Here is a 19,599-nt window from a genome sequence, read left to right as displayed (position 1 = left end):
GAGTATTTACGTTACTTTGGCGATTTCAGGGGGTATATACCCCCAGGGGGGTACCCGAATATGTCACAAATTTCGGCACCAGACGCCTTGTCGACCGCAATTATGGCAATCGGATCAGAACGCTTCGGTGATGCATTGCACCGTTGGCTGGATGCGACATGCTCATTCGATAACTTCGCGATCATCGCCTTTTTTAAGGATCGTGCGCCCCAGGTTCTGATGACCCACGCTCGCGACAGTCGCGTTTTCGAGCGCATCGACAGCCACTATGTCAAAGGAGCCTATCTGCTGGATCCGTTCTTTGGCCTACATCAAAGCCGCGCTGCAGACGGTCTTTATCGTTTAACCGATGTCGCCCCTGATCAGTTTCAGCGCAACGAGTACTTCAAATCCTACTACGCCAACACAACGCTGACAGATGAGCTTGCTTATTTCGCCTGCCTTACCCCGATCAGTTCAATCACAGTCTGTATCGGCAGGGACGCAACCACCGCATCGCGGTTCTCGTCCAGAGACTACAGCGCGGCTAAACACATCGCGCCAGTGGTTAGTGCGCTGGTCAGAATGAACTGGCCAGACATCAAGCCCCCGATTGAAGGTGAGCCGGAAGATACCGTTGAACAACTGCGCCGGCGCATGTCCGCCGAGCAGGACATCAGCCTAAGCCCAAGACAGGCCCAGGTGGCGCTGTTGATCCTGCAAGGACATTCGTCGATTTCTATTGGCCTGACACTTGGCATTAGCCCCCAGACCGTAAAGGTCTTGCGCAAGCAACTTTACCGGAAATGCCAGATCTCTTCGCAGGGGGAACTGTATTACCTGATCGCGCCTTATCTGTCGGAGAATAGGCAACTGCCTGGGAGCTCAACATAAAACCCGACAAGTTAGCCAAAGCCTAATTAAGAGTAAGTTAGACAGTTATTTCACCTGTTTCGAACTTGTGAAACCTTAACCTGGAAACGTGCATAGCGTGCTGGAGTGGCACAGAATGCGGCAATCCAAAGCGGCCGTTACCCAGGTATCGGCTAGCTCACCGGTTAGGTGCTGATGTCCGAATTCTGAAAGTGCAAGGCGTTCGGTCCATTGTGATCGCTCGTCCTCCAAGACCGGCATGTAATGAGCGATGGCAATGACCTCTCAGGGTCAATTCGAGATGCAGTTATAGGGAACCGACACATGTCCATTGAGAAAACGGATACGCTGGTTGTTGGCGGCGGACAGGCTGGTATCGCGCTGAGCGAGCACTTGGCAAACAACTATGTGCCCCACATCATTCTGGAAAAGAACCGCACTGCAGAAGCATGGCGTACCGGTCGTTGGGACGCATTGGTTGCCAATGGCCCGGCCTGGCATGACCGTTTTCCCAGCCTGCAGTTCAACGGCGACGACCCCGATGCGTTCGTGCCTAAGGACCGGGTTGCCAAATATCTTGTCGAATACGCCGAAATGGTCAAAGCCCCCATTCGCGAAGGTGTAGAGGCGCTGAAAGCAGAACGTCTGCCGGGTGAAGGAGGCTTCAAGGTTGAAACCTCTGCCGGCGAGATTCATGCCAAACGCATTGTGGCCGCCACGGGCGCGTTCCAGCAACCGGTCATTCCGCCGATCGTGCCGGCAACGGCTGGTGTCGAGCAAATCCACTCCTTCTACTACAAGAACCCCGACCAACTGCCAGAAGGTGCCGTGATGGTGGTCGGTGCCGGGTCGTCCGGCGCGCAGATCGCGGACGAGTTGAACCGCGCAGGCCGCAAGGTCTTTTTGTCGGTTGGTCCGCATGACCGCCCGCCTCGCCGATACCGCGGTCGCGACAATGTCTGGTGGCTGGGCGTGCTGGGACTTTGGGATATCGCTGCGCAAAAACCCGGAACCGAGCATGTCACCATCTCAGTTAGCGGGGCCCATGGTGGGCATACGATGGATTTCCGCCGGCTTGGAAATGAGGGGGTCACCCTTACTGGTATGACCAAAAACTTCGAGAACGGCGTTCTCAGCTTCGCGGATGATCTACAGCGCAACGTAGCCGCAGGCGACGCCAATTATCTAGAGATGCTTGATCTTGCTGACGCCTATGTGGAACGCACCGGAATTGATCTGCCGGAAGAGTCTGAGGCGCGCGAACCCTTTGAAGACCCGGACTGTTTGACCAATCCGCTTGGGTCAGTCGATTTTGCCAAAAAAGGTATTTCCACGATCATCTGGGCCACGGGATTCCGTCAGGATTTCAGTTGGATCAAGGCGGACGCATTTGACGCCAAAGGCGCGCCGATCCACCAGCGCGGCGTTTCGGTCGAACCTGACATATACTTCCTTGGCCTGCCTTGGCAGTCACGTCGTGGCTCCACCTTCATTTGGGGCGTTTGGCACGATGCGAAATACATAGCCGATCAGATTGCGATCCAGCGCGCCTATGCCGATTACGATGGTCAGGCGGCAATCATCGCCCCAGCAGCCGCAGAATAAGACAACAGGACACCGAAATGGCGCACATTCGCATTCGCAAATTCAACACCAAAGAAACCTACCCCGAGCAGAACCTCGATAACGACCTGTGTCAGGCCGTCGTCACGCAAGGTGGAAAAACCGTCTACCTGCGTGGCCAGTGCCCGCAGAACCTGGATGATGCGGTCAATATCGACAGCCACGATCCGGTCGAGCAGACCCACAAGGTCATGCAGAACATCAAGCAGCTGATCGAAGAGGCCGGCGGTTCAATGGAACATCTGGTCAAGGTCGTCGTCTACATCACTGATGTCCGCCACCGCGAGGCCGTCTATCGCACCATGGGCGAGTATATCAAAGGGGTCTACCCTTGCTCGACGGGGCTGGTGGTTCAGGCACTCGCACGCCCGGACTGGTTGGTTGAGATTGACGGCACCGCAGTCATTCCCGACTGATCTTGCCGATCATTTGAGGATACCGGGCTGCGCACTTACGCTCTCACCCCGCGCAGCCCGGTCTTTGTCGTTAAGGAGGTCTATATGACTTTTTCACTGGTCGCCCGTTGTGCCGATACCGGCATGTTCGGGTTGGCGATTTCGTCGTCTTCACCCGCCGTGGCCGCCCGCTGTTCGTTTGCCCGCGCCAGTGTCGGTGCTGTCGCATCGCAGAACGTAACCGACCCCAGCCTTGGCCCGCTGACGCTGGATCTGATGGAACAAGGTAAAACCGCGCCTGAGGCCATCGCCGAGATGACGGCCCGCATGAAATTCATTGAGTACCGTCAGGTTCTGGCCGTGGACACCGCTGGACGCACGGCGATCCATTCCGGTCCCAACAGCCTTGGCATCTGGACACAAGCGCAGGCCGAAAACGTCGCCTCGGGTGGCAATCTTCTGGACAACGACGGCGTCCCGCAGGCCATCGTCGACGGGTTTCTGTCGGCTTCGGGTCATATCGGAGACCGCCTGATCGCAGCCATGCGCGCCGGTCTGGACGCGGGGGGCGAGGCCGGTCCGGTACATTCAGCAGGCATGAAGATCGTCGACAAGGTCAGCTGGCCGGTAGCCGATCTACGATGCGATTGGACCGAGGGTTGTCCGATTGAGGCCATCGCAACCGCCTGGGACATCTATAAACCGCAGCTGGACGCCTATATTCAGCGCGCGCTCGACCCGAGAGAAGCGCCTTCTTATGGCGTACCCGGCGACGAATAATCAGCGAGAGAGACATCATGTTGGATTATACGCACGAAGATTGGAAAAGTCGCGCCGCCGGTCTGTCATTTCGTGGGCAGGCTTTCATTGACGGCAAGTTTGTCGATGCCACATCGGGCAAGACCTTTGATAGCATAAATCCCGCCACAGGCGCAGTGCTGACTCAGGTTGCCGAATGCGATGAGGAAGACATCAACCGTGCCGTCGCCGCAGGCCGCGCCGCATTCGAGGATGGCCGCTGGTCGCGCATGGCCCCCGGTGACCGCAAGGCGGTGATGCTGAAACTGGTCGACCTGATCCGCGACAATCTGGAAGAGATGGCGCTACTGGACAGTCTCGACATGGGCAAATTAGTGACGGATGCTGCCACTATCGATGCCCCCGGTTCGGCGCATTTCTTCCAGTGGTATGCCGAGACTATCGACAAGGTCTATGACGAAGTCGCCCCAACCGGGCCTGGCGATTTGGCGCTGGTCAAACGTGTTCCTCTGGGCGTGATCGGAGCAGTGACACCGTGGAACTTCCCGCTGGACATGGCCACATGGAAAGCCGCCGCGGCGCTTGCGGCCGGCAACTCGGTTGTGCTGAAACCGGCCGAACAGTCGCCCCTGTCAGCGCTGAGACTGGCGGAACTGGCGGCTGAGGCTGGCGTTCCGGATGGTGTATTCAACGTCGTGCCTGGCTTTGGCGTGACTGCGGGCAAAGCGCTGGGTCTGCATATGGATGTGGACTGCCTTGCCTTCACCGGGTCGACCGCAATCGGCAAGATGTTCATGCAGTATTCGGGCGAGTCGAATCTGAAACAGGTTTGGCCGGAAACAGGTGGCAAAAGCCCCAATCTGATCTTTGCCGATTGCGAGGATCTGGACTCGGCCGCTGACATGGCCGCCTTTGGCATCTTCTTCAATCAGGGCGAGGTCTGCTCGGCCAATTCGCGGCTATACGTGGAACGCTCGGTCAAGGATGCGTTTGTCGAAAAGCTGATCGCCCGTGCGCAGGCGATGCAACCCGGTGACCCGCTGGACCCGGCGTCGAAAATGGGTGCCATCGTTGATGAAAAGCAGACACAGGGGATCATGCGCTTTGTCGAGGAAGGCAAGAAAACCGCCAACCTTGTGACTGGGGGCGAACGGATCACATTGGATGGCAAGGGCTGCTTTGTCCAACCGACCATCTTCGACGACGTAGACCATGACAACCCGCTGGCGCGCGATGAGATCTTCGGCCCCGTCCTGTCAGTCATTCCCTTCGACACCGAAGACCAGGCCGTGACGATGGCCAATGACTCGGTCTATGGGCTGGCAGCGTCAGTCTGGACCGATAACCTGTCCCGCGCTTGCCGGGTGTCAGACAAGCTGATGGCAGGGACCGTTTCGGTGAATACGGTAGACGCGCTGTCTGCAATGACGCCGTTTGGAGGCATGAAGCAGTCAGGCTTTGGGCGCGATTTGTCATTGCACTCGCTTGAAAAGTATACTGCTTTGAAAACGACTTGGATCAAGTACAAGGCTTGATCCGCAAGACCGCGGAGATGCGCCTTTGCCTTTCAGATACACGCTGCGACAGCTTGAATATTTTGTGGCCGTCGGAAAGGCAGGCAGCATCGCAGCCGCCAGCGACAAGCTGAACGTCTCGTCGCCGTCGATCTCGGCGGCGATCACCCAGTTGGAAGTGGAATTCGGCGTCGCCCTTTTTGTGCGCGAACACGCGCGTGGTCTGTCGCTGACCAAGGCCGGGCACAAAATCATGGAACGTACCGAGTTCGTTCTGCGCGAGGCCGAGTTGCTGGCCACACTGGCCGGGGAAATCACCGGGAAGGTACAGGGTATCCTGTCCGTCGGGTGTCTGGTTACATTTGCTCAGATTGTTCTACCGGGGTTGCGACGCGACTTTGAGGACACCTATCCCGATGTACGTATCGAACAGCGTGAACTGAATCAGGCCGTTATTTTCAGCCAGTTGCGCCGGGCTGAACTGGACATCGCCCTGACTTACGATCTGGACATTCCCGCCGATCTCGAATTCCGGCCACTCCATGAACTGCCACCTTATGTCGTTCTGAGCGAAGGTCATCCGCTGGCAAATCGCAGCGAGCTGACGATCCCCGACCTGCAGGACAGCCCAATGGTCTTGCTGGACCTGCCATTCAGTGGTGAGTATTTTCTGTCCTTTTTCCGCGAAGCCAATATCAAACCGAATATCGCGGAGCGCACCGCAGATATGTCGGTCATGCGATCTTTGGTGGCGAACGGGTTCGGTTTTTCGATTGCCAACATCCGCCCCCTCAACGTTTTGTCGCCGGATGGCAAAAAGCTGATCTTTGTGCCCTTGGCCGGGGAAATGCGCCCAATGCGTCTTGGCTTGCTGCGCGCGCGGGCCGAGAATGAAACAAACACATCAAGAGCATTCATTGATCATTGTGCTCATGCCGTAGATTCAGGATCGCTTCCTGGTCTTTTTGCGCAGGACGAAGGGTGATTGCGTGACTTAGAGATCTCCTAACCTCTGCTTCGCCATTCCCAGATTTAAGTATTTTGCCCGTCGTATAGGCTTGGAGAGAATGACCCTCTCACAGCCAAGACCAAAGCGGCTGTCAAACCAAAAAACAGGTTCAATCCTATGACCTCTACCCTGGATATTCTCGACAGGCTTGTTGGCTTCGATACGGTCAGCAAAAACTCGAACCTTGAGCTTGCCGCTTATGTCGAAGAGTTTTTGGAGGCGCGCGGATTCACCGTTCATCGCATCACCGACCCTGGTGGCGACAAGACCGGGCTTTACGCCGAGAAAGGACCTGCGGGTGATGGCGTACTACTATCCGCGCATACTGATGTTGTCCCGGTCGAAGGCCAAAGTTGGACCAAGGACCCATTCCGCCTGACCCGTGAAGGCAATCGCGTCTATGGGCGTGGCACCACGGATATGAAGGGGTACGTGGCTTCTGTCATGGCGTTGGCGGATCGTGCCGCCGGGGCTGATCTGCGCGAACCTCTCAAGATCGCGCTTTCTTATGATGAAGAGGTCGGCTGTGTCGGCATCCAGCACATGTTGGACCGGCTCGCCCCTATGCTGGGCCAGCCACGCGCCTGTTTTGTGGGTGAACCGACCGAGATGCAGGTGGCCGTAGGCCACAAAGGAAAAGCCGCGCTACGTGCCGTCTGCCACGGCCTAAGCGGGCATTCAGCTCTGGCCCCGAAATTCGTCAACGCGCTGCACCTGGCAACTGATTTTGTAGGTGAACTGCGCGCGTTGCAAGAAACCTATGCCAAAAGCGGCAACAGTGACCCGGCCTATTCGGTGCCCTACACCACGTTCCATGTGGGCATGATGTCTGGCGGCAAGGCGTTGAATATTGTGCCGGATCGCGCTGAACTGACATTTGAATACCGTCATGTCGCCTCGGATCATGGCAAAGACATCTTGTCACAAATTCAGGAGGCGGCCATCAGGGTCGGTGCACAGTATCAGGACCTGTGTCCCGAGGCGCGTATCGAGGTTGAACAGTATAACGCCTATCCCGGACTGGAGGTCGCCCAGACCGAAGGCGTCATTGCCTATGCGCAGAAACTGGCGCAAAGCAACGTCACCACAAAGGTGGCCTTCGGTACAGAGGCCGGGTTCTTCAGCGAACTGGGCGTGCCGACTGTTGTTTGCGGGCCCGGATCAATGGAACGTCAGGGCCACAAACCGGATGAATACCTGGAGATCAGCCAGCTGAACGCTTGCGACGCAATGATGGATCGCATCCTCGAAGATATCAGGCGGTAGATCAACAAAGGGGTTGCCACAAACCAAATTGCCCCCGGCGGAAACCAGGGGCATTCAAGATAAGTATGTGACCTGAATTACTTCTTCAGATTGGTCCAGATTTGATCGTACACCGCCTGAGTTTCCTCATCGCAAACTTCGATAAAGACACCCGGTCCGGCATTGGCATGTGGATTCTTTTCAGGCTGCGCTGCCAGCGCTGGGTCCAGAAAGCTCTCCACTCCATTCACGCCCGCGTTGTATTGCGCGAAGTTGGTCACGGCAGCGATGTTCTCAGGTTCCAGCAGGAAATCCATGAAGATCAGCGCGTTGCCGCGGTTGGGCGCATCTTTTAGCAGAACCACGTTATCCATCCACGCAATGTAACCTTGTGTCGGATAGGCGTATTCCACGTTGGCACCTTCTTCGCGCGCCTTGGCAGAGAAACCGTCATAGATTTGACCTACGGCCGCATCGCCCGAGACAAGTACCTCTTTCGCGGTGTCCGAGTTGAACGAGGCCCAATGCTGTTTGGCTTCTTGCAGCATGGCGTTCAGCGCCTTCAGCTGTTCACGATCTGTGGAGCACTGCGGAATGCCCATGTGCAACGCGGCCATGGCCATCACTTCGCCCTGACTGTCCAGCATGTTGATGCGACCCTGCAATTCAGCCGGCGGGTTGAACAAGATGTCGGTGGTCTGAATGTCACCGTCATAAGCATCGCGGTTAACTGCAAAGCTGGTCGAGCCCCACTGATACGGAATCGAAGATTGACGGCCGGGGTCAAAGCTGGGATCGGCCCAATCAGGGGCGATGTTGCCTTTGTTCTTCAGCTCACCATCGGCGATCGTGTCCAGCATGCCTTCACCCGCCATGATCGAGACCATGTAATCACCAGGCACAGAAACGTCATAAGTGCCGATGCCACCAGCCTTGAGCGAAGCCAACATGGACTCGTTCGAATCGTAAGTGTCCATGGTGACAGTGATGCCGGTTTCTTCGGTGAACTTGTCCAGCAGCTCTTGCGGGATGTATTCAAACCAGTGGTACAGAACCAGTTCGCCCTCGGCTGCTGCGGCATTTGCGCCAATGGCCAAGGCAAGAGCAGCGACGCCGCTTTTCATCATATGTTTCATGTGACTCTCCATCTGTTGGTTATTTTGTGTTGTCAGACTTGCTGACGAAATAGCTGATCGTGACCATGACGATGGACACACTCAGCAACATGGTCGAAATCGCCATGATATTCGGTTTGATCCCCTGCTTGACCGAGCCAAAGATCGCGGTAGGAAGCGTTTCGACGCCTGCACCCTTCACGAAATTGGTGATGATGAAATCATCCAGGCTGACGATGAACGCCAGTAGGAAGCCCGAGATGATGCCGGGCATCATCAATGGCAAAAGGATTTTGGTGAATGCCTGCCGTTTCGTGGCATAGAGATCCAGTGCCGCCTGTTCATAGCTGTCTTCGATCCCCTGCATGCGGGCTGAGATCGGCAGGTAGGCAAAGGGAATGCAGAACGCGATATGGGCCAGAAGGATCGTCAGAAGCCCGCGTTCGAAACCGATCGAATTGAAGAAGATCAGGGTCGCAACCGCCAGCACGATTTCCGGCACCATCAGCGGCAGGCTGATCAACCCGAAAGACACAGTGCGAAAACGGAACTTACCCCCGCGGACCATCCCCGTCGCCGCCAGGGTCGCGATGGTCGTCGCCGTAGTTGCCGCGATGATGGCGATGATAAAGCTGTTCTTCGCTGCCGTTTTGAACTTGCCACTTTCCGGGCCGGTAAACACATCTGCATACCAGCGCAGCGATACACCTTCCCAGTTGGTCAGTGATTGCGACGCGTTGAAGCTGTAGATCGTGACCACGACCAGCGGCGCATAAAGGATGACCAGACACAGCAGTGTAATACCCTTGAATCCGGGATATGACTTGATGTCGAATTGCTTGCTTGCCATTGATCAGCCCCCCGCCTTGTCGGCTTTGGCTTGTTGCCGGGCCGAGAACATCAGAATGATCAGCACCATCGTCAGCAGGACCATCGATGCCGCCGCTCCGAACGGCCAGTTGCCAGCATTGCCCTTGAACTGTTCTTCGATCAGTGAACCGATCATGAAGTTCTTGGCGCCACCTAACAGGTCGGGTGCAAGGAACGATCCCATCGAAGGGACAAAGACCAGAATGCAGCCCGCAAACACGCCTGGTTTGACCGCAGGAAGCAGGATCCGCCGCAGCGTCGTCCATTTCGACGCGTAAAGGTCCGCCGCGGCCTCCGACAGAGCAAAGTTGTAGCGTTCGACCGCCGCATAAATCGGCAATACCATGAAGGGCAGGTATGAATAGAACAGGCCCAGCTGCACCGCGAAGTTCGTATTCACAATGTGCAGGGGGCTGTCGATCAGGCCTATATTCATCAGAAAATCATTGAGCGGCCCCTGATCCCGCAGCAAGAATTTCATCGACACGGTCCGGATCAACAGGTTCACCCAATACGGGATGGTGATCAGGAATACCCAGACCGGACGCATGTTCTCGGACCGGGTCGCAATGAAATAGGCGGTCGGAAACCCGATCGCGAGGCTCAGCAGCGTCGCCGCCGCCGCCTGCCAGATCGAGCGCCAGAAAATAGTGATATAGGTCCACTCAATCTTGGGGGGCTCGTCCCCGAACAAGCCGCGATCAAAGAAGAATTGATCGTAGGCAGCCAGAGAGAATTCCCAGATCACACCCCCGCGGAATTCTTTCGTCAGGAAAGAGTAGATCAGCATCATGAGAACTGGGGCCAGCACCAGAATGGAAAGTGTCACCCATGCAGGCAACAACAGCCATGTACGGGCCTCTTTGTATGTGTCTGTCGTTGCGCTGCCGCCGCTTGCTGCACCCGCTGCCATCAGTCCACCAGGAGGCGCGCGGCCCCCAGCTCCATGTTGACAAACATTTCGGCGCCCGGCTCGAAGATACGCTTGTTGCCGCGATCTGAATTCGAAGTGCGCACGACAAAATCAGGACCCTCGTCCAGATGCACTATTGTGGTGATGTCGGTGCCGACAAAGATGTTGTCTTTCACGCGCCCGTGCAGGCCTTCGGTCTCAACCGGCTCGGCTGACATATACAGACGTTCGGGGCGTATCGACATGTGGACCTTGGACCCAACGCCAACCCCTTCGACGGCGTTGCAAGTCAACTCATGCCCACCGCCCAGATGGCAGGTTGCGCGACCGTTATCAATACCATCGACGGAGACCTCCAAAAGGTTCGTTTCGCCGATAAAATCCGCCACGAACATGTTGTGCGGACGCTCATAGATATCGGTTGGTGCACCCAGCTGCTGCAACTCGCCTGCCGACATGACCGCGATTCTGTCAGACATGGTCAGGGCCTCTTCCTGATCGTGGGTGACAAAGATAAAGGTGATCCCGGTTTCGCGCTGCAGGTGCTTCAGCTCCAGTTGCATCGCCTTGCGCAGTTTTAGGTCCAGCGCAGATAATGGTTCATCCAACAACAGAACCTTGGGCTGCGGTGCCAGGGCCCGGGCAAGCGCAACACGCTGCTGCTGACCACCCGACAACTGGCTGGGCTTACGTGCCGAGAATTGGGAAAGCTGCACCAGCTCCAGCATCTCACCTGATTTCTTTCGTGCCTCGGATTTCGACTTGCCCCGCATTTCCAATCCGAACGCCACGTTGTCCAGAATGGTCATATGCGGAAACAGCGCATAGTTCTGGAAAACTGTATTAACTGGGCGTTTGTTGGGCGGCAGGTTCTCTATCTCATCACCATAGAGGTAGATGCCACCTTCGGTTACGGCCTCGAAACCGGCGATCATTCGCAGCAGAGTTGTCTTGCCGCACCCGGACGGGCCAAGGAGTGTAAAGAACTCATTGTCCATGATCGACAGCGAGATCGTCTTGAGCGCCGTAAAATCGCCGTAGCGTTTTACTGCATCCCGCACGTCGATCGCGATATTTACCTTGTCAGACAATTGCGCCTCCCCGAGCATTGCGAAATTCCACTCAGGTATATACGGGCAGCGCGATCCTTCTAATAACTGACTTCCTCACCAAACATTAGGATTAGCCTAATGTTTAATTTTTGCGCTTATTAATCAGTAAATTATGGTGCATCTTTGCGTTTTATTAACGCCAAGAAAACGGCGAAACGTAGTTCCTTGCTGTTTACCTACGCCTTTGGGAGGACCAGTTAAAAAAACTGGTTGGCATTCTTACTTCCATCGAAGCTGTCACTGTGTTGTTTCTTGTTAGCGTGTTACTCTTCTTATTGGCGGAAAATTTCCCAAACCCAAGTGTAGGGTATTTCGACCAGACTGACTCGGGAGCTTCCAGAACATTTTGCATTTAGCTTAGTGGACCGAACCACTGCCCCCGCTGCAAAATCATGCACTGCGACAGGATGTGTCGCAAACTTCTAAAGCGGTCTGAGGCGGCGACTTACTAGTCGCACATATTCTGCGATCTCTGCAAATAGCAGAAATCCAGACGTCACTGTGTTCTGGAATTGCCTCTTCCGGAGCATATTGGAGACCTCGATGACTTCCAAAGTAACCGGGGTGAATTTAAACAATTTGAACCCGCACATGTGCCGAATACGACGTTTTATGAACCGATGTTCCTGTTCGATCAGGTTAGCCGTCACCTCAATTGATGTCCTGGGTGCTAAAGGTTCAAATTTCTAGGACTGATGAAAACGATCAGCTTTGACTACGCCGTTCCCTTCGGCCGCCATGCTATCAGTCAATTCGTCACATATCCGGTGATACAGGCCCTATAACCGCGCTTGAATAAACTGGTCTGAATTCGCGCAAGGCCAAAGCTCATCTACCATTTTGCTGAGATGTTCATCACCTAGAAGACCATCAAGAAGCAGATTCAATACATGTTCGGCGCAGACGTCTTGACCCTCAATAGTTATCAATGTGCCTAACTTCGCCTTCCCACGCTCGTTCAGGCGGTCAAAAAACAAAAGAAGAAGATCGTTTTTGTTTCCTGCAAGGTGAGGGATTAACGAACGGAGTAGCCCATCGTCGGTTTCTACTGTGGATAGGGTTGGTTGAGCCAATTCCTCTCGGGCCCCAATGCGTTCCAGAGCGTCCAAAATTTGCGTAATACATTCTTTATAGTTCTTGGGACGTACCAAAAATGTTTCGCGATGTACGACGACTGGTTCAGTGAAGTCGCGATGCAGCGACAGGCAGTTTGCCAGATGTCCTTTGGATCGTCAGTTGGATTAACACAGAAGTGGTAGGGGCAATGCTGGGCTCGCTCCGAGGCCAGCTGCGAGCCCGGAAGCAACTGACGCCGCAGGTTGCCGAATGTCGGCTATTGGCGAGCCGAACATCTTCTTATCGTTCCAAGACGCTTCCAGATGTTCTGGCTGACCTTCCATCCCGCGACTACTGAGCCAGGCATTTTCTTCTTGCTGCCGAACAAGCCATGCTTCGATCTGTTGAGCTGGGTTTTCGGATAGGCCATCTAACTGCTCCCGCTTCGTGCGCATATGAGCTGAACCTGCAATGAAGGACGCCAGCGTTGTTTATTCAAGCACTGTGAATTGTTTGGGTTGATCGGTCAGCTTATGGTCTGGCGCATCATCCCAGATAGAAACTTCGGCAATCAGGGCTGACTTTGGGCTCAGTAAGATCGGTGCACCTGGCGGGGCCAGCATGCAGCCGCCAACAATGACTGCGATATGATAAAACTTGCTGCCGCCATACAGACCAAACCGTTCGTCAATTGCCTGATTGAGGTTTCGCGTCAGTTCTTGTTAGGGTGCCCGGTGACAGAGAAATGCTGCCGGCGTCATCGGCTACCACCACGCCATGCCCAAGCTTGAAGTCGTCAAGAACTTCGGGCGCACCCCGCCAATTGGTCCACGCTGCGCGCCGCGAGAAGAAATTGAGCGGCCACCCTTTGTAACTATTTCATCCTTTTGTCAGCGCCTCAGTTCTGCAAAAGCAGGTTTTGCCTAATCGACTCCACTTCTTCATCACTAATGCCGAGAATATCGCGGCGATAAGTGTCAAAAGAACCATGAGCATCCTTGACCGCCTGAAGGGAGGCTTTGATTTGTTCCGGATGCGCTCCGAAGGCCGGACGCAGCGAGTGTGGGCCCTTGCCAACCAGTTGCTCGAGCTCGTCGTAGGTGAAGGCATTGGTGGTCAGGTAGTCGCGCACGGCATCCTCTTCGGAATAGCCTAAAGTCAACATGGTGACGGCCGCCATGTATCCCGTACGGTCCTTTCCGCCTGCGCAGTGAAATAGCATCGGAAAGTTGTTCGCATCGGTGAGCAGATGCAGGAACCGGGACACTTGCGGATCAAACTTGGTCGCAAAATCCCGGTAACGGTCAATCCTGATCTGGCGCAAGTCGACATCGTGATCCGCAAGCAACTGGTCGATCTCATCGAACTTGCCTTCAAACCACATTGGGCGGATTTGAGACGCGATCTCGATGGGCATGATCTTGGCGATGTCGGCTGGATCTGAGCCAATGGGCAGATTGACGTTGAAATCCACCGAAGGAATCTGCGCGTTTGGGTACGTTTTCAGTTCTTCCGGGGTGCGCAAATCAACGATGGTCTCGATAGCGAGGCCATTCAGCTCGGCAATGGCGGCATCGGAAAGGCCGTCCAACTGATCCGAGCGAAAGAGCACACCGGGCTTGATCCCCGCATCAGGTGTCGTGAGTTCACGAAAATTCTCAAGCCCGTCGATCGGATGACTAACTGTCACGTCTTTGCACTCCGATGGCAGATCAATGTCCAAAGCAGTACTGCAGGCTGTTGTTTGCGCGGTCGCTGTGCCGACAGTGAATGTGCACGCAATTACCGCTGCCAAGCTCAATGGGGAGTGCGCTTTCATACCGTGTGTCCTCAATGCAGAAATCTCTTGATCAGACGCTTTTTAATCAGAGGAAGGATAGATATAGAAAGTTAAAGTCCATACGATTTTCCGATGGAGTTACGAATGCCCGAGATCGAGCAGTTACGCGCTTTTGTCACCGCAGTTGAGTGTGGTTCGTTCTCTGCCGCTGCGCGAAAACTGGGCAAAGCACAATCTGCCGTCAGCGCGACGATCTCCAATCTGGAAATCGATCTGGATCTGTCGCTATTCCACAGAGATGGCTATCGCCCCGTGTTAACGGATGCCGGTGAGTCATTACTGAAGCACGCAAGGTCGGTATTGAGCAGCATGGACATGCTCCGAGGGCAAGCCGAAGCGCTGAGCGGATCTATTGAGCCCAGGTTTTCCTTCTTTGTCGAAGATGGGTTGTTGGTGGATCGTGTTCGAAGCCTGTTAACTGGCACAGCCGATAAGTTCCCATGCTTAGAACTCCGTGTGGAGCAGCTTTCGAGGCCTTCTGTTCTCAAGGCAGTTCAATCAGGTGATGCGGACGCTGCTTTTGTATGTGAGGCACCCAAGGAGGCTCAAAGCTACAGATGCCTCGGCGTCGGGTTTCAGAGGGTCGTGCCCGTGTGTCACGCTGACCACCCGCTGGCTAAACTGGCGACCGTGGGGCGGAAAGACCTGTCGCAATACCGTCAAGCGGTGGAACCGAGTTCAGTCGCTTCAATCGCTGGAGACCGCATTTTCAGCCCGGACATTTGGACCTCAAGTACCCCGATCACTAGAAAAGCGCTTGTGATGGGTGGCTTGGGCTGGGCAGAGTTGCCGGTCGTTTCGGTGGAGCGAGAAATCTTAGGCGGCGAGTTAAAGGTTTTGGAGTACGAATTCGCACAGAACGCGATCCTGAGGACGGTGGATTTCCTCACAATAAACGCGACCGACCAAGGGCCTGTGATGAGGTGGTTGACGAGTGAAATCACAACCTGGGATCAGCGCGCCTGGATTGGCGATCATCAGGTTGGCAGGCGTTAGCATAGCCGACATTCGGGCAAACGCAGCGAATTCACTGTTTGTCGGCTTAAAAAACACTGTCTTTTAAGCTAAAAATACGGCGATCATTACGGTTGGCCAGCAACCAAAAAGTTCTGAGTGCCACCTTGAGCACCGCATCATGCAAGGGTGGATTTACTTTGGAACGTGATGCACTCTGGAAACCCACGCCCGGGTAGGAGTAACCAGAATGCCCCAATACAACGATTTGTTCGAACTCTCAGTCGAGGACATCGATCTGATTGAAGTATCCCTGCGGCGCGCACTAACCTCATTGTCGGTTGGAGCCCCTGGTGAAAGCGAAGACGAAAAGAAAGAACGGAATGACAGCTTGCACCGAATTCAGGATCTGCTTGGGCGGCTGCACGATCAGAAGATTTTCTATCGGCCTAAGTCGGGTGTGTATGTCGGCGGTTGACTAGTAGTCCAAACAGATCTGACGGGCTAACGCGAGCTGGGCAATCCAAGAGTTCGGAACCCGTCCGCGCGGGCCACGCGTCGATCCGACAACATCCGCTGTGAGCCCATCATGCTGGCGTACGGTCCGGTCAGGTGACGAACAAGGAGTCGCAGTTCAGGTATCGCTCATACGAAATTATCCCTCCATCTCAGCAATTTCTTGAGCCTCATGAGGTTGTGCCCGAGGACTATGGCCAGGGAAAAAAGACCGTTTTTGTCCGCTGACTTTGAGTTCGACCGGCCCCGTTTTCGCGCTCGCGGCGAATGTCTCCTCTGACGGGTCGCGTCCCGGCGACGGTGACCAAGGTCGAACGGCAGGAATGGGTCGCTCCGGTTGATTGTTGCCTTGGATAAATTGGTGTTGATGAAATAGTCTGTCGCTTAGCATGTTCCCTAAGGAAGCAAGAGCGTATAGGTCGGAGGCCATTAAGTGGCAAAAATCAGAGTAAATATTGTTGGTGCCGGTCGCGTGGGGCAAACCATCCTCGGCCTTTTGCGACACTCATCCAAGTATTCGGTTCAGGACATACTGAGTCCTCGATTTAGATCAGCGCAAAACGCAGCCCAAATTGCGGGAATGGGCAGAGCGGTGGAGAAATATGCAGACTTAGCGCCGGCCGACCTGTGGATTTTGGCGGTGCCGGATTCTCAGATTTCAATTGCAGCAACCGAACTCGCAAAAGTTGTTGGTCAACACGATGTCAATGAACCGCCTCCAGTTGCGTTTCACTGCAGTGGTTTTTTCCCGGCAGACGAAATGGCGCCGCTTCAGAAGCTAGCCTGGCGACTGGCCAGCGTGCACCCGGTACTTACGTTCGCAGAGCCGGCAACCGCGATCCAGCAATTCGAGGGAACACTTTGTGGCATTGAGGGCGAAGTTTCTGCCTTGGATTTTATCAAAGACTTTCTGACCGAGATTGGTGGAATCCCATTTCATATCAATTCCGATAGCAAAAGCCTCTATCATGCGGCCGCCGTGATTTCGAATAACTTCACTGTGGTTTTGCAGGCGATCGCGCGTGAAGCCTGGGCTACCGCGGGAGTGCCTGATGACATTGCAAAGCAACTGAACACCACGCTGCTTCATGCCACCTGTGAGAATGTTGCCGCCTATGGACCACTGGGAGCGCTTACGGGACCCGCATCACGAGGCGACACCTTTGTCGTCTCGCAACAAGCGAAAGATGTAGCCGCTTGGCACCCTGCTGCAGGAATTATCTACAAAGAGCTGAGCTTGCTCGCTCAGAAATTGAAGGCCGACGGTAAGACACAGGATTGGTTGGGTCCCGAAGCGTAGCCTGACCTAAAATTCAACTGAGGTTGTGCGAATTCTTGGAGCCTCTTATCTCGCGCTTGCGGCGAACGGCAGGTTCGATGGGTGCACTGGGATATCTTAATCTTGGATCATGAGTCCGGAATCGGCCGCCTGGCGAAACGCTTTGCCCCGGCTACGCAAATCACCACTAAGATCGTTACCCCGATCATGGACGGCGCAACGGGCTCCGCGAGCAAAAGAGCCGCGAGGATCAGGCCGAAGAACGGCTGGAGAAGTTGAAGCTGTCCGACACCTGCTGTGCCGCCTAGTGCTAAACCGCGATACCAGAAGATAAAACCGACCAGCATCGAAAAGATAGAGACGTAGCCTAGACTGAGCCAGACCGGCAGGGTCAGCCCGTTTGATGTAGGGGGCCATGTCAAAATCGCGAAAGCCGCCATAAAAGGTAAGGATAGGACCAGCGCCCAGGAAATCACCTGCCATCCACCCAAGCGACGCGATATCTGTGCACCCTCCGCATAGCCCAACCCGCAAGCGAGGACGGCAGCGACCATGAAGAGGTCCCCGACGAGTGATACTTCAGCGCTTTGGCTGAGGGCGAAGCCGACGACGGCCGAGCTGCCAAGGATCGAGAATACCCAGAACAACGCGGTCGGGCGTTCTCCGCCGCGCAGAACGCCGAATGTCGCGGTGGCTAGCGGCAGGAGGCCAATGAAAACGATGGAATGTGCAGCGGAGATGTGCTGTAGCGCCAGCGCTGTTAAAAGCGGAAAGCCGATCACTACACCCAAGGCTACAACCACAAGAGAAAACAGGTTCTCACGCGAAGGTAGCTTTTCTTTGAAAAAGGCCAGCAGGGAAAGCGCAAGTACAGCCGCAAGAACCGCTCGGGCGGATGTCAGGAAGAACGGGTCTAGGCCACTGACCGCCACCCTCGTTGCGGGAAGTGACCCACTGAAGATCAATACACCGAGCAGTCCGCTGCCCCAGCCAGAAAACGAGGAGTTCATAAATTAACGGTCCTTTTTTGAACCTTGTAGCTGGAGTGGCGCGACAAACGCAGGTACAAAGCAATACAATTGGAAAAAACTGTACTGCTGTATGGCCCCATACAGAGGAGATCGAGTATGGCCGTTGCGACCCGTAGAGCTCTTGTGATGGAACATATCACGCGTCTTATTCGATCGCGGGCACTTGGTGCGGGTGACAAACTTCCCTCAGTCCGGGGCCTTGCGACTCGCTTGGGCGTGTCGCCTTCGACAGTGGTAGAGGCCTATGATGTCTTGGCCGCTGAAGGAGTTATCTTTGCTCGTCGCGGCTCAGGTTTTTTTGTGTCAGACCGCGTACAACCGTTCGAGGTTTCGCAAACTGGACCGCTGCTTGAGCGCGAGATTGATCCGCTTTGGGTCGCGCGACAATCGATAGACGCCAGCCAGGACATGGCAAAGCCTGGATGTGGCTGGATGCCTGCCGATTGGATGCCTGTCGAGTCGCTACGGCGAGCAATGCGCCGTGTGGCACGTGGAGGCGACAATGTGCTTACAGATTACAGCTGTGCACAGGGTCATTCCGGTCTGCGCCAGCATGTGGCTCGAATGCTGTGCGACCAGAACATAGAGGTAGATCCCAATACCGTTTTGCTCACCAATTCTGGATCGCAGGCGCTGGACTTGATTTGCAGATTGCTACTCAAGCCTGGCGATACTGTGTTGGTGGATGATCCATGTTATTTCAACTTTCAGGCCCTTCTGAGAGCACACCAGAGTACCATTGTCAGTGTCCCCTACACGCCTAACGGCCCCGACCTTGCCCAATTTGAAAACGTGCTTAGGAAAGAGCGGCCGCGGCTCTATCTGACCAATTCGGCATTGCACAACCCAACAGGTGTGACACTAACTGCGGCGACTGCGCATCGTGTACTGACTCTGGCCGAAGCGTATGAGTTGCAAATCGTGGAAGATGCCATTTTCTCTGAGTTCGAACCTGATCTTTCGCCAAGACTGGCTTCCCTGGATGGGCTTAACCGTGTTCTCACGATTGGAAGTTTTTCCAAAACCCTGTCGGCATCGTTGCGATGTGGATTTATTGCAGCGCGTCCTGACTGGATTGTCTCCCTGACCGAACTTCAGGTTGCGATCAGCTTCGGAGGTCCAAGCCCTATGGTGACAGAATTGCTACATTCGGCGCTCACTGACGGTAGCTATCGCAAACACATGGAGGCGCTCAGGGCTAAACTGGATCGCGCCCGTACCCGCGCAACCGACGAGTTAGAAGCGTTAGGCATTAGGCCTTTTGTGAAACCCAGAGGTGGATTTTATCTTTGGTGCGAGCTGCCAGACGGACAGGATGCTGCAGCGATAGCGCGAAAAGCTCTCAAGAAAGGTGTCGTTCTGGCGCCCGGAAATGTCTTTAGCCCAACTCAATCCAAGAACTCGTTTCTACGTTTCAACGTAAGCCAGATGACCAGAAAGACCCATGCGGAACTACTTCGCGATCTGATGAGTGAGGAACAATAGGACTGCCTACTTCTAGAAAAGGTAATAAATC

At 54.9% G+C, this 19,599-nt stretch carries 17 protein-coding genes; 11 read left to right on the top strand and 6 right to left on the bottom strand.

All coding sequences use genetic code 11. From position 1 onward, the window contains the following. The first annotated feature begins 60 nt into the window (after nucleotides 1–60). From AC2FJE_RS15690 to argE, 7 genes are all read left to right on the top strand, one after another. Nucleotides 61–873 (top strand): helix-turn-helix transcriptional regulator, encoded by an 813-nt coding sequence (locus AC2FJE_RS15690; protein ID WP_282170383.1) that lies wholly within the window; start codon nucleotides 61–63, stop codon nucleotides 871–873. A gap of 303 nt (nucleotides 874–1,176) precedes the next feature. Beyond that, on the top strand, nucleotides 1,177–2,457 hold the full coding sequence (locus AC2FJE_RS15685) for a flavin-containing monooxygenase (RefSeq protein ID WP_282153278.1): 1,281 nt from the start codon (nucleotides 1,177–1,179) through the stop codon (nucleotides 2,455–2,457). A gap of 17 nt (nucleotides 2,458–2,474) precedes the next feature. Beyond that, nucleotides 2,475–2,891, top strand: coding sequence for a RidA family protein (locus AC2FJE_RS15680; RefSeq protein ID WP_108862432.1), 417 nt, complete (start codon nucleotides 2,475–2,477; stop codon nucleotides 2,889–2,891). Nucleotides 2,892–2,975: 84 nt separating this feature from the next. After that, entirely contained in the window at nucleotides 2,976–3,650 is a 675-nt protein-coding gene (locus AC2FJE_RS15675) for a DUF1028 domain-containing protein (protein ID WP_282153277.1), read from the top strand. 17 nt (nucleotides 3,651–3,667) lie between these two features. Continuing rightward, nucleotides 3,668–5,164 (top strand): aldehyde dehydrogenase, encoded by a 1,497-nt coding sequence (locus tag AC2FJE_RS15670; protein ID WP_496699054.1) that lies wholly within the window; start codon nucleotides 3,668–3,670, stop codon nucleotides 5,162–5,164. Nucleotides 5,165–5,189: 25 nt separating this feature from the next. After that, the gene (locus AC2FJE_RS15665; protein ID WP_108862429.1) at nucleotides 5,190–6,128 is read left to right on the top strand and encodes a LysR substrate-binding domain-containing protein; all 939 of its coding nucleotides are present in this window, start codon (nucleotides 5,190–5,192) and stop codon (nucleotides 6,126–6,128) included. Between the two features lie 141 nt (nucleotides 6,129–6,269). Further along, the gene (gene argE / locus AC2FJE_RS15660; RefSeq protein WP_496756643.1) at nucleotides 6,270–7,418 is read left to right on the top strand and encodes an acetylornithine deacetylase; all 1,149 of its coding nucleotides are present in this window, start codon (nucleotides 6,270–6,272) and stop codon (nucleotides 7,416–7,418) included. Nucleotides 7,419–7,495: 77 nt separating this feature from the next. Here argE and AC2FJE_RS15655 read toward each other — a convergent pair whose 3' ends face one another. The 5 genes from AC2FJE_RS15655 to AC2FJE_RS15635 form a co-directional block, all read right to left on the bottom strand. Further along, a complete protein-coding gene (locus AC2FJE_RS15655; protein ID WP_282153274.1) occupies nucleotides 7,496–8,533 on the bottom strand; it encodes an extracellular solute-binding protein in 1,038 nt (345 codons plus the stop codon). Nucleotides 8,534–8,552: 19 nt separating this feature from the next. Continuing rightward, on the bottom strand, nucleotides 8,553–9,362 hold the full coding sequence (locus tag AC2FJE_RS15650; protein ID WP_282120977.1) for an ABC transporter permease: 810 nt from the start codon (nucleotides 9,360–9,362) through the stop codon (nucleotides 8,553–8,555). A gap of 3 nt (nucleotides 9,363–9,365) precedes the next feature. Further along, nucleotides 9,366–10,295, bottom strand: coding sequence for an ABC transporter permease (locus AC2FJE_RS15645; RefSeq protein WP_108862424.1), 930 nt, complete (start codon nucleotides 10,293–10,295; stop codon nucleotides 9,366–9,368). After that, nucleotides 10,295–11,404, bottom strand: a complete 1,110-nt coding sequence (locus tag AC2FJE_RS15640) for an ABC transporter ATP-binding protein (RefSeq protein WP_496761133.1) — start codon at nucleotides 11,402–11,404, stop codon at nucleotides 10,295–10,297. The genes AC2FJE_RS15645 and AC2FJE_RS15640 overlap by 1 nt, the downstream gene beginning before the upstream one ends. A gap of 1,957 nt (nucleotides 11,405–13,361) precedes the next feature. After that, on the bottom strand, nucleotides 13,362–14,282 hold the full coding sequence (locus tag AC2FJE_RS15635; RefSeq protein ID WP_496761132.1) for a tyrosine-protein phosphatase: 921 nt from the start codon (nucleotides 14,280–14,282) through the stop codon (nucleotides 13,362–13,364). 105 nt (nucleotides 14,283–14,387) lie between these two features. Between AC2FJE_RS15635 and AC2FJE_RS15630 the strand changes: the two genes are divergently transcribed. From AC2FJE_RS15630 to AC2FJE_RS15620, 3 genes are all read left to right on the top strand, one after another. After that, on the top strand, nucleotides 14,388–15,299 hold the full coding sequence (locus AC2FJE_RS15630; protein ID WP_282170394.1) for a LysR family transcriptional regulator: 912 nt from the start codon (nucleotides 14,388–14,390) through the stop codon (nucleotides 15,297–15,299). A gap of 208 nt (nucleotides 15,300–15,507) precedes the next feature. Then, entirely contained in the window at nucleotides 15,508–15,735 is a 228-nt protein-coding gene (locus AC2FJE_RS15625; RefSeq protein WP_282170395.1) for a hypothetical protein, read from the top strand. A gap of 471 nt (nucleotides 15,736–16,206) precedes the next feature. Continuing rightward, nucleotides 16,207–17,073 (top strand): Rossmann-like and DUF2520 domain-containing protein, encoded by an 867-nt coding sequence (locus AC2FJE_RS15620; protein WP_496756635.1) that lies wholly within the window; start codon nucleotides 16,207–16,209, stop codon nucleotides 17,071–17,073. Nucleotides 17,074–17,180: 107 nt separating this feature from the next. Here the strand turns inward: AC2FJE_RS15620 and AC2FJE_RS15615 are convergent, their stop codons facing one another. Beyond that, nucleotides 17,181–18,062, bottom strand: coding sequence for a DMT family transporter (locus AC2FJE_RS15615; RefSeq protein ID WP_496756634.1), 882 nt, complete (start codon nucleotides 18,060–18,062; stop codon nucleotides 17,181–17,183). Nucleotides 18,063–18,179: 117 nt separating this feature from the next. Here AC2FJE_RS15615 and AC2FJE_RS15610 point away from each other — a divergent pair, with 117 nt between their 5' ends. After that, on the top strand, nucleotides 18,180–19,568 hold the full coding sequence (locus tag AC2FJE_RS15610) for an aminotransferase-like domain-containing protein (RefSeq protein ID WP_496761131.1): 1,389 nt from the start codon (nucleotides 18,180–18,182) through the stop codon (nucleotides 19,566–19,568). Nucleotides 19,569–19,599: the final 31 nt, after the last annotated feature.

This window comes from Ruegeria sp. CDSC002 (assembly GCF_059610905.1).
This window is presented reverse-complemented; position numbering and strand designations above follow the sequence as displayed.

Coding starts and splice junctions, on each gene's coding strand:
- AC2FJE_RS15635 (WP_496761132.1), bottom strand. CDS start 14,282: ATGAAAGCGCACTCCCCATTGAGCTTGGCAGCGGTAATTGCGTGCACA.
- AC2FJE_RS15630 (WP_282170394.1), top strand. CDS start 14,388: ATGCCCGAGATCGAGCAGTTACGCGCTTTTGTCACCGCAGTTGAGTGT.
- AC2FJE_RS15615 (WP_496756634.1), bottom strand. CDS start 18,062: ATGAACTCCTCGTTTTCTGGCTGGGGCAGCGGACTGCTCGGTGTATTG.
- AC2FJE_RS15670 (WP_496699054.1), top strand. CDS start 3,668: ATGTTGGATTATACGCACGAAGATTGGAAAAGTCGCGCCGCCGGTCTG.
- AC2FJE_RS15640 (WP_496761133.1), bottom strand. CDS start 11,404: ATGCTCGGGGAGGCGCAATTGTCTGACAAGGTAAATATCGCGATCGAC.
- AC2FJE_RS15650 (WP_282120977.1), bottom strand. CDS start 9,362: ATGGCAAGCAAGCAATTCGACATCAAGTCATATCCCGGATTCAAGGGT.
- AC2FJE_RS15655 (WP_282153274.1), bottom strand. CDS start 8,533: ATGAAACATATGATGAAAAGCGGCGTCGCTGCTCTTGCCTTGGCCATT.
- AC2FJE_RS15625 (WP_282170395.1), top strand. CDS start 15,508: ATGCCCCAATACAACGATTTGTTCGAACTCTCAGTCGAGGACATCGAT.
- argE (WP_496756643.1), top strand. CDS start 6,270: ATGACCTCTACCCTGGATATTCTCGACAGGCTTGTTGGCTTCGATACG.
- AC2FJE_RS15685 (WP_282153278.1), top strand. CDS start 1,177: ATGTCCATTGAGAAAACGGATACGCTGGTTGTTGGCGGCGGACAGGCT.
- AC2FJE_RS15675 (WP_282153277.1), top strand. CDS start 2,976: ATGACTTTTTCACTGGTCGCCCGTTGTGCCGATACCGGCATGTTCGGG.
- AC2FJE_RS15645 (WP_108862424.1), bottom strand. CDS start 10,295: ATGGCAGCGGGTGCAGCAAGCGGCGGCAGCGCAACGACAGACACATAC.
- AC2FJE_RS15680 (WP_108862432.1), top strand. CDS start 2,475: ATGGCGCACATTCGCATTCGCAAATTCAACACCAAAGAAACCTACCCC.
- AC2FJE_RS15610 (WP_496761131.1), top strand. CDS start 18,180: ATGGCCGTTGCGACCCGTAGAGCTCTTGTGATGGAACATATCACGCGT.
- AC2FJE_RS15690 (WP_282170383.1), top strand. CDS start 61: ATGTCACAAATTTCGGCACCAGACGCCTTGTCGACCGCAATTATGGCA.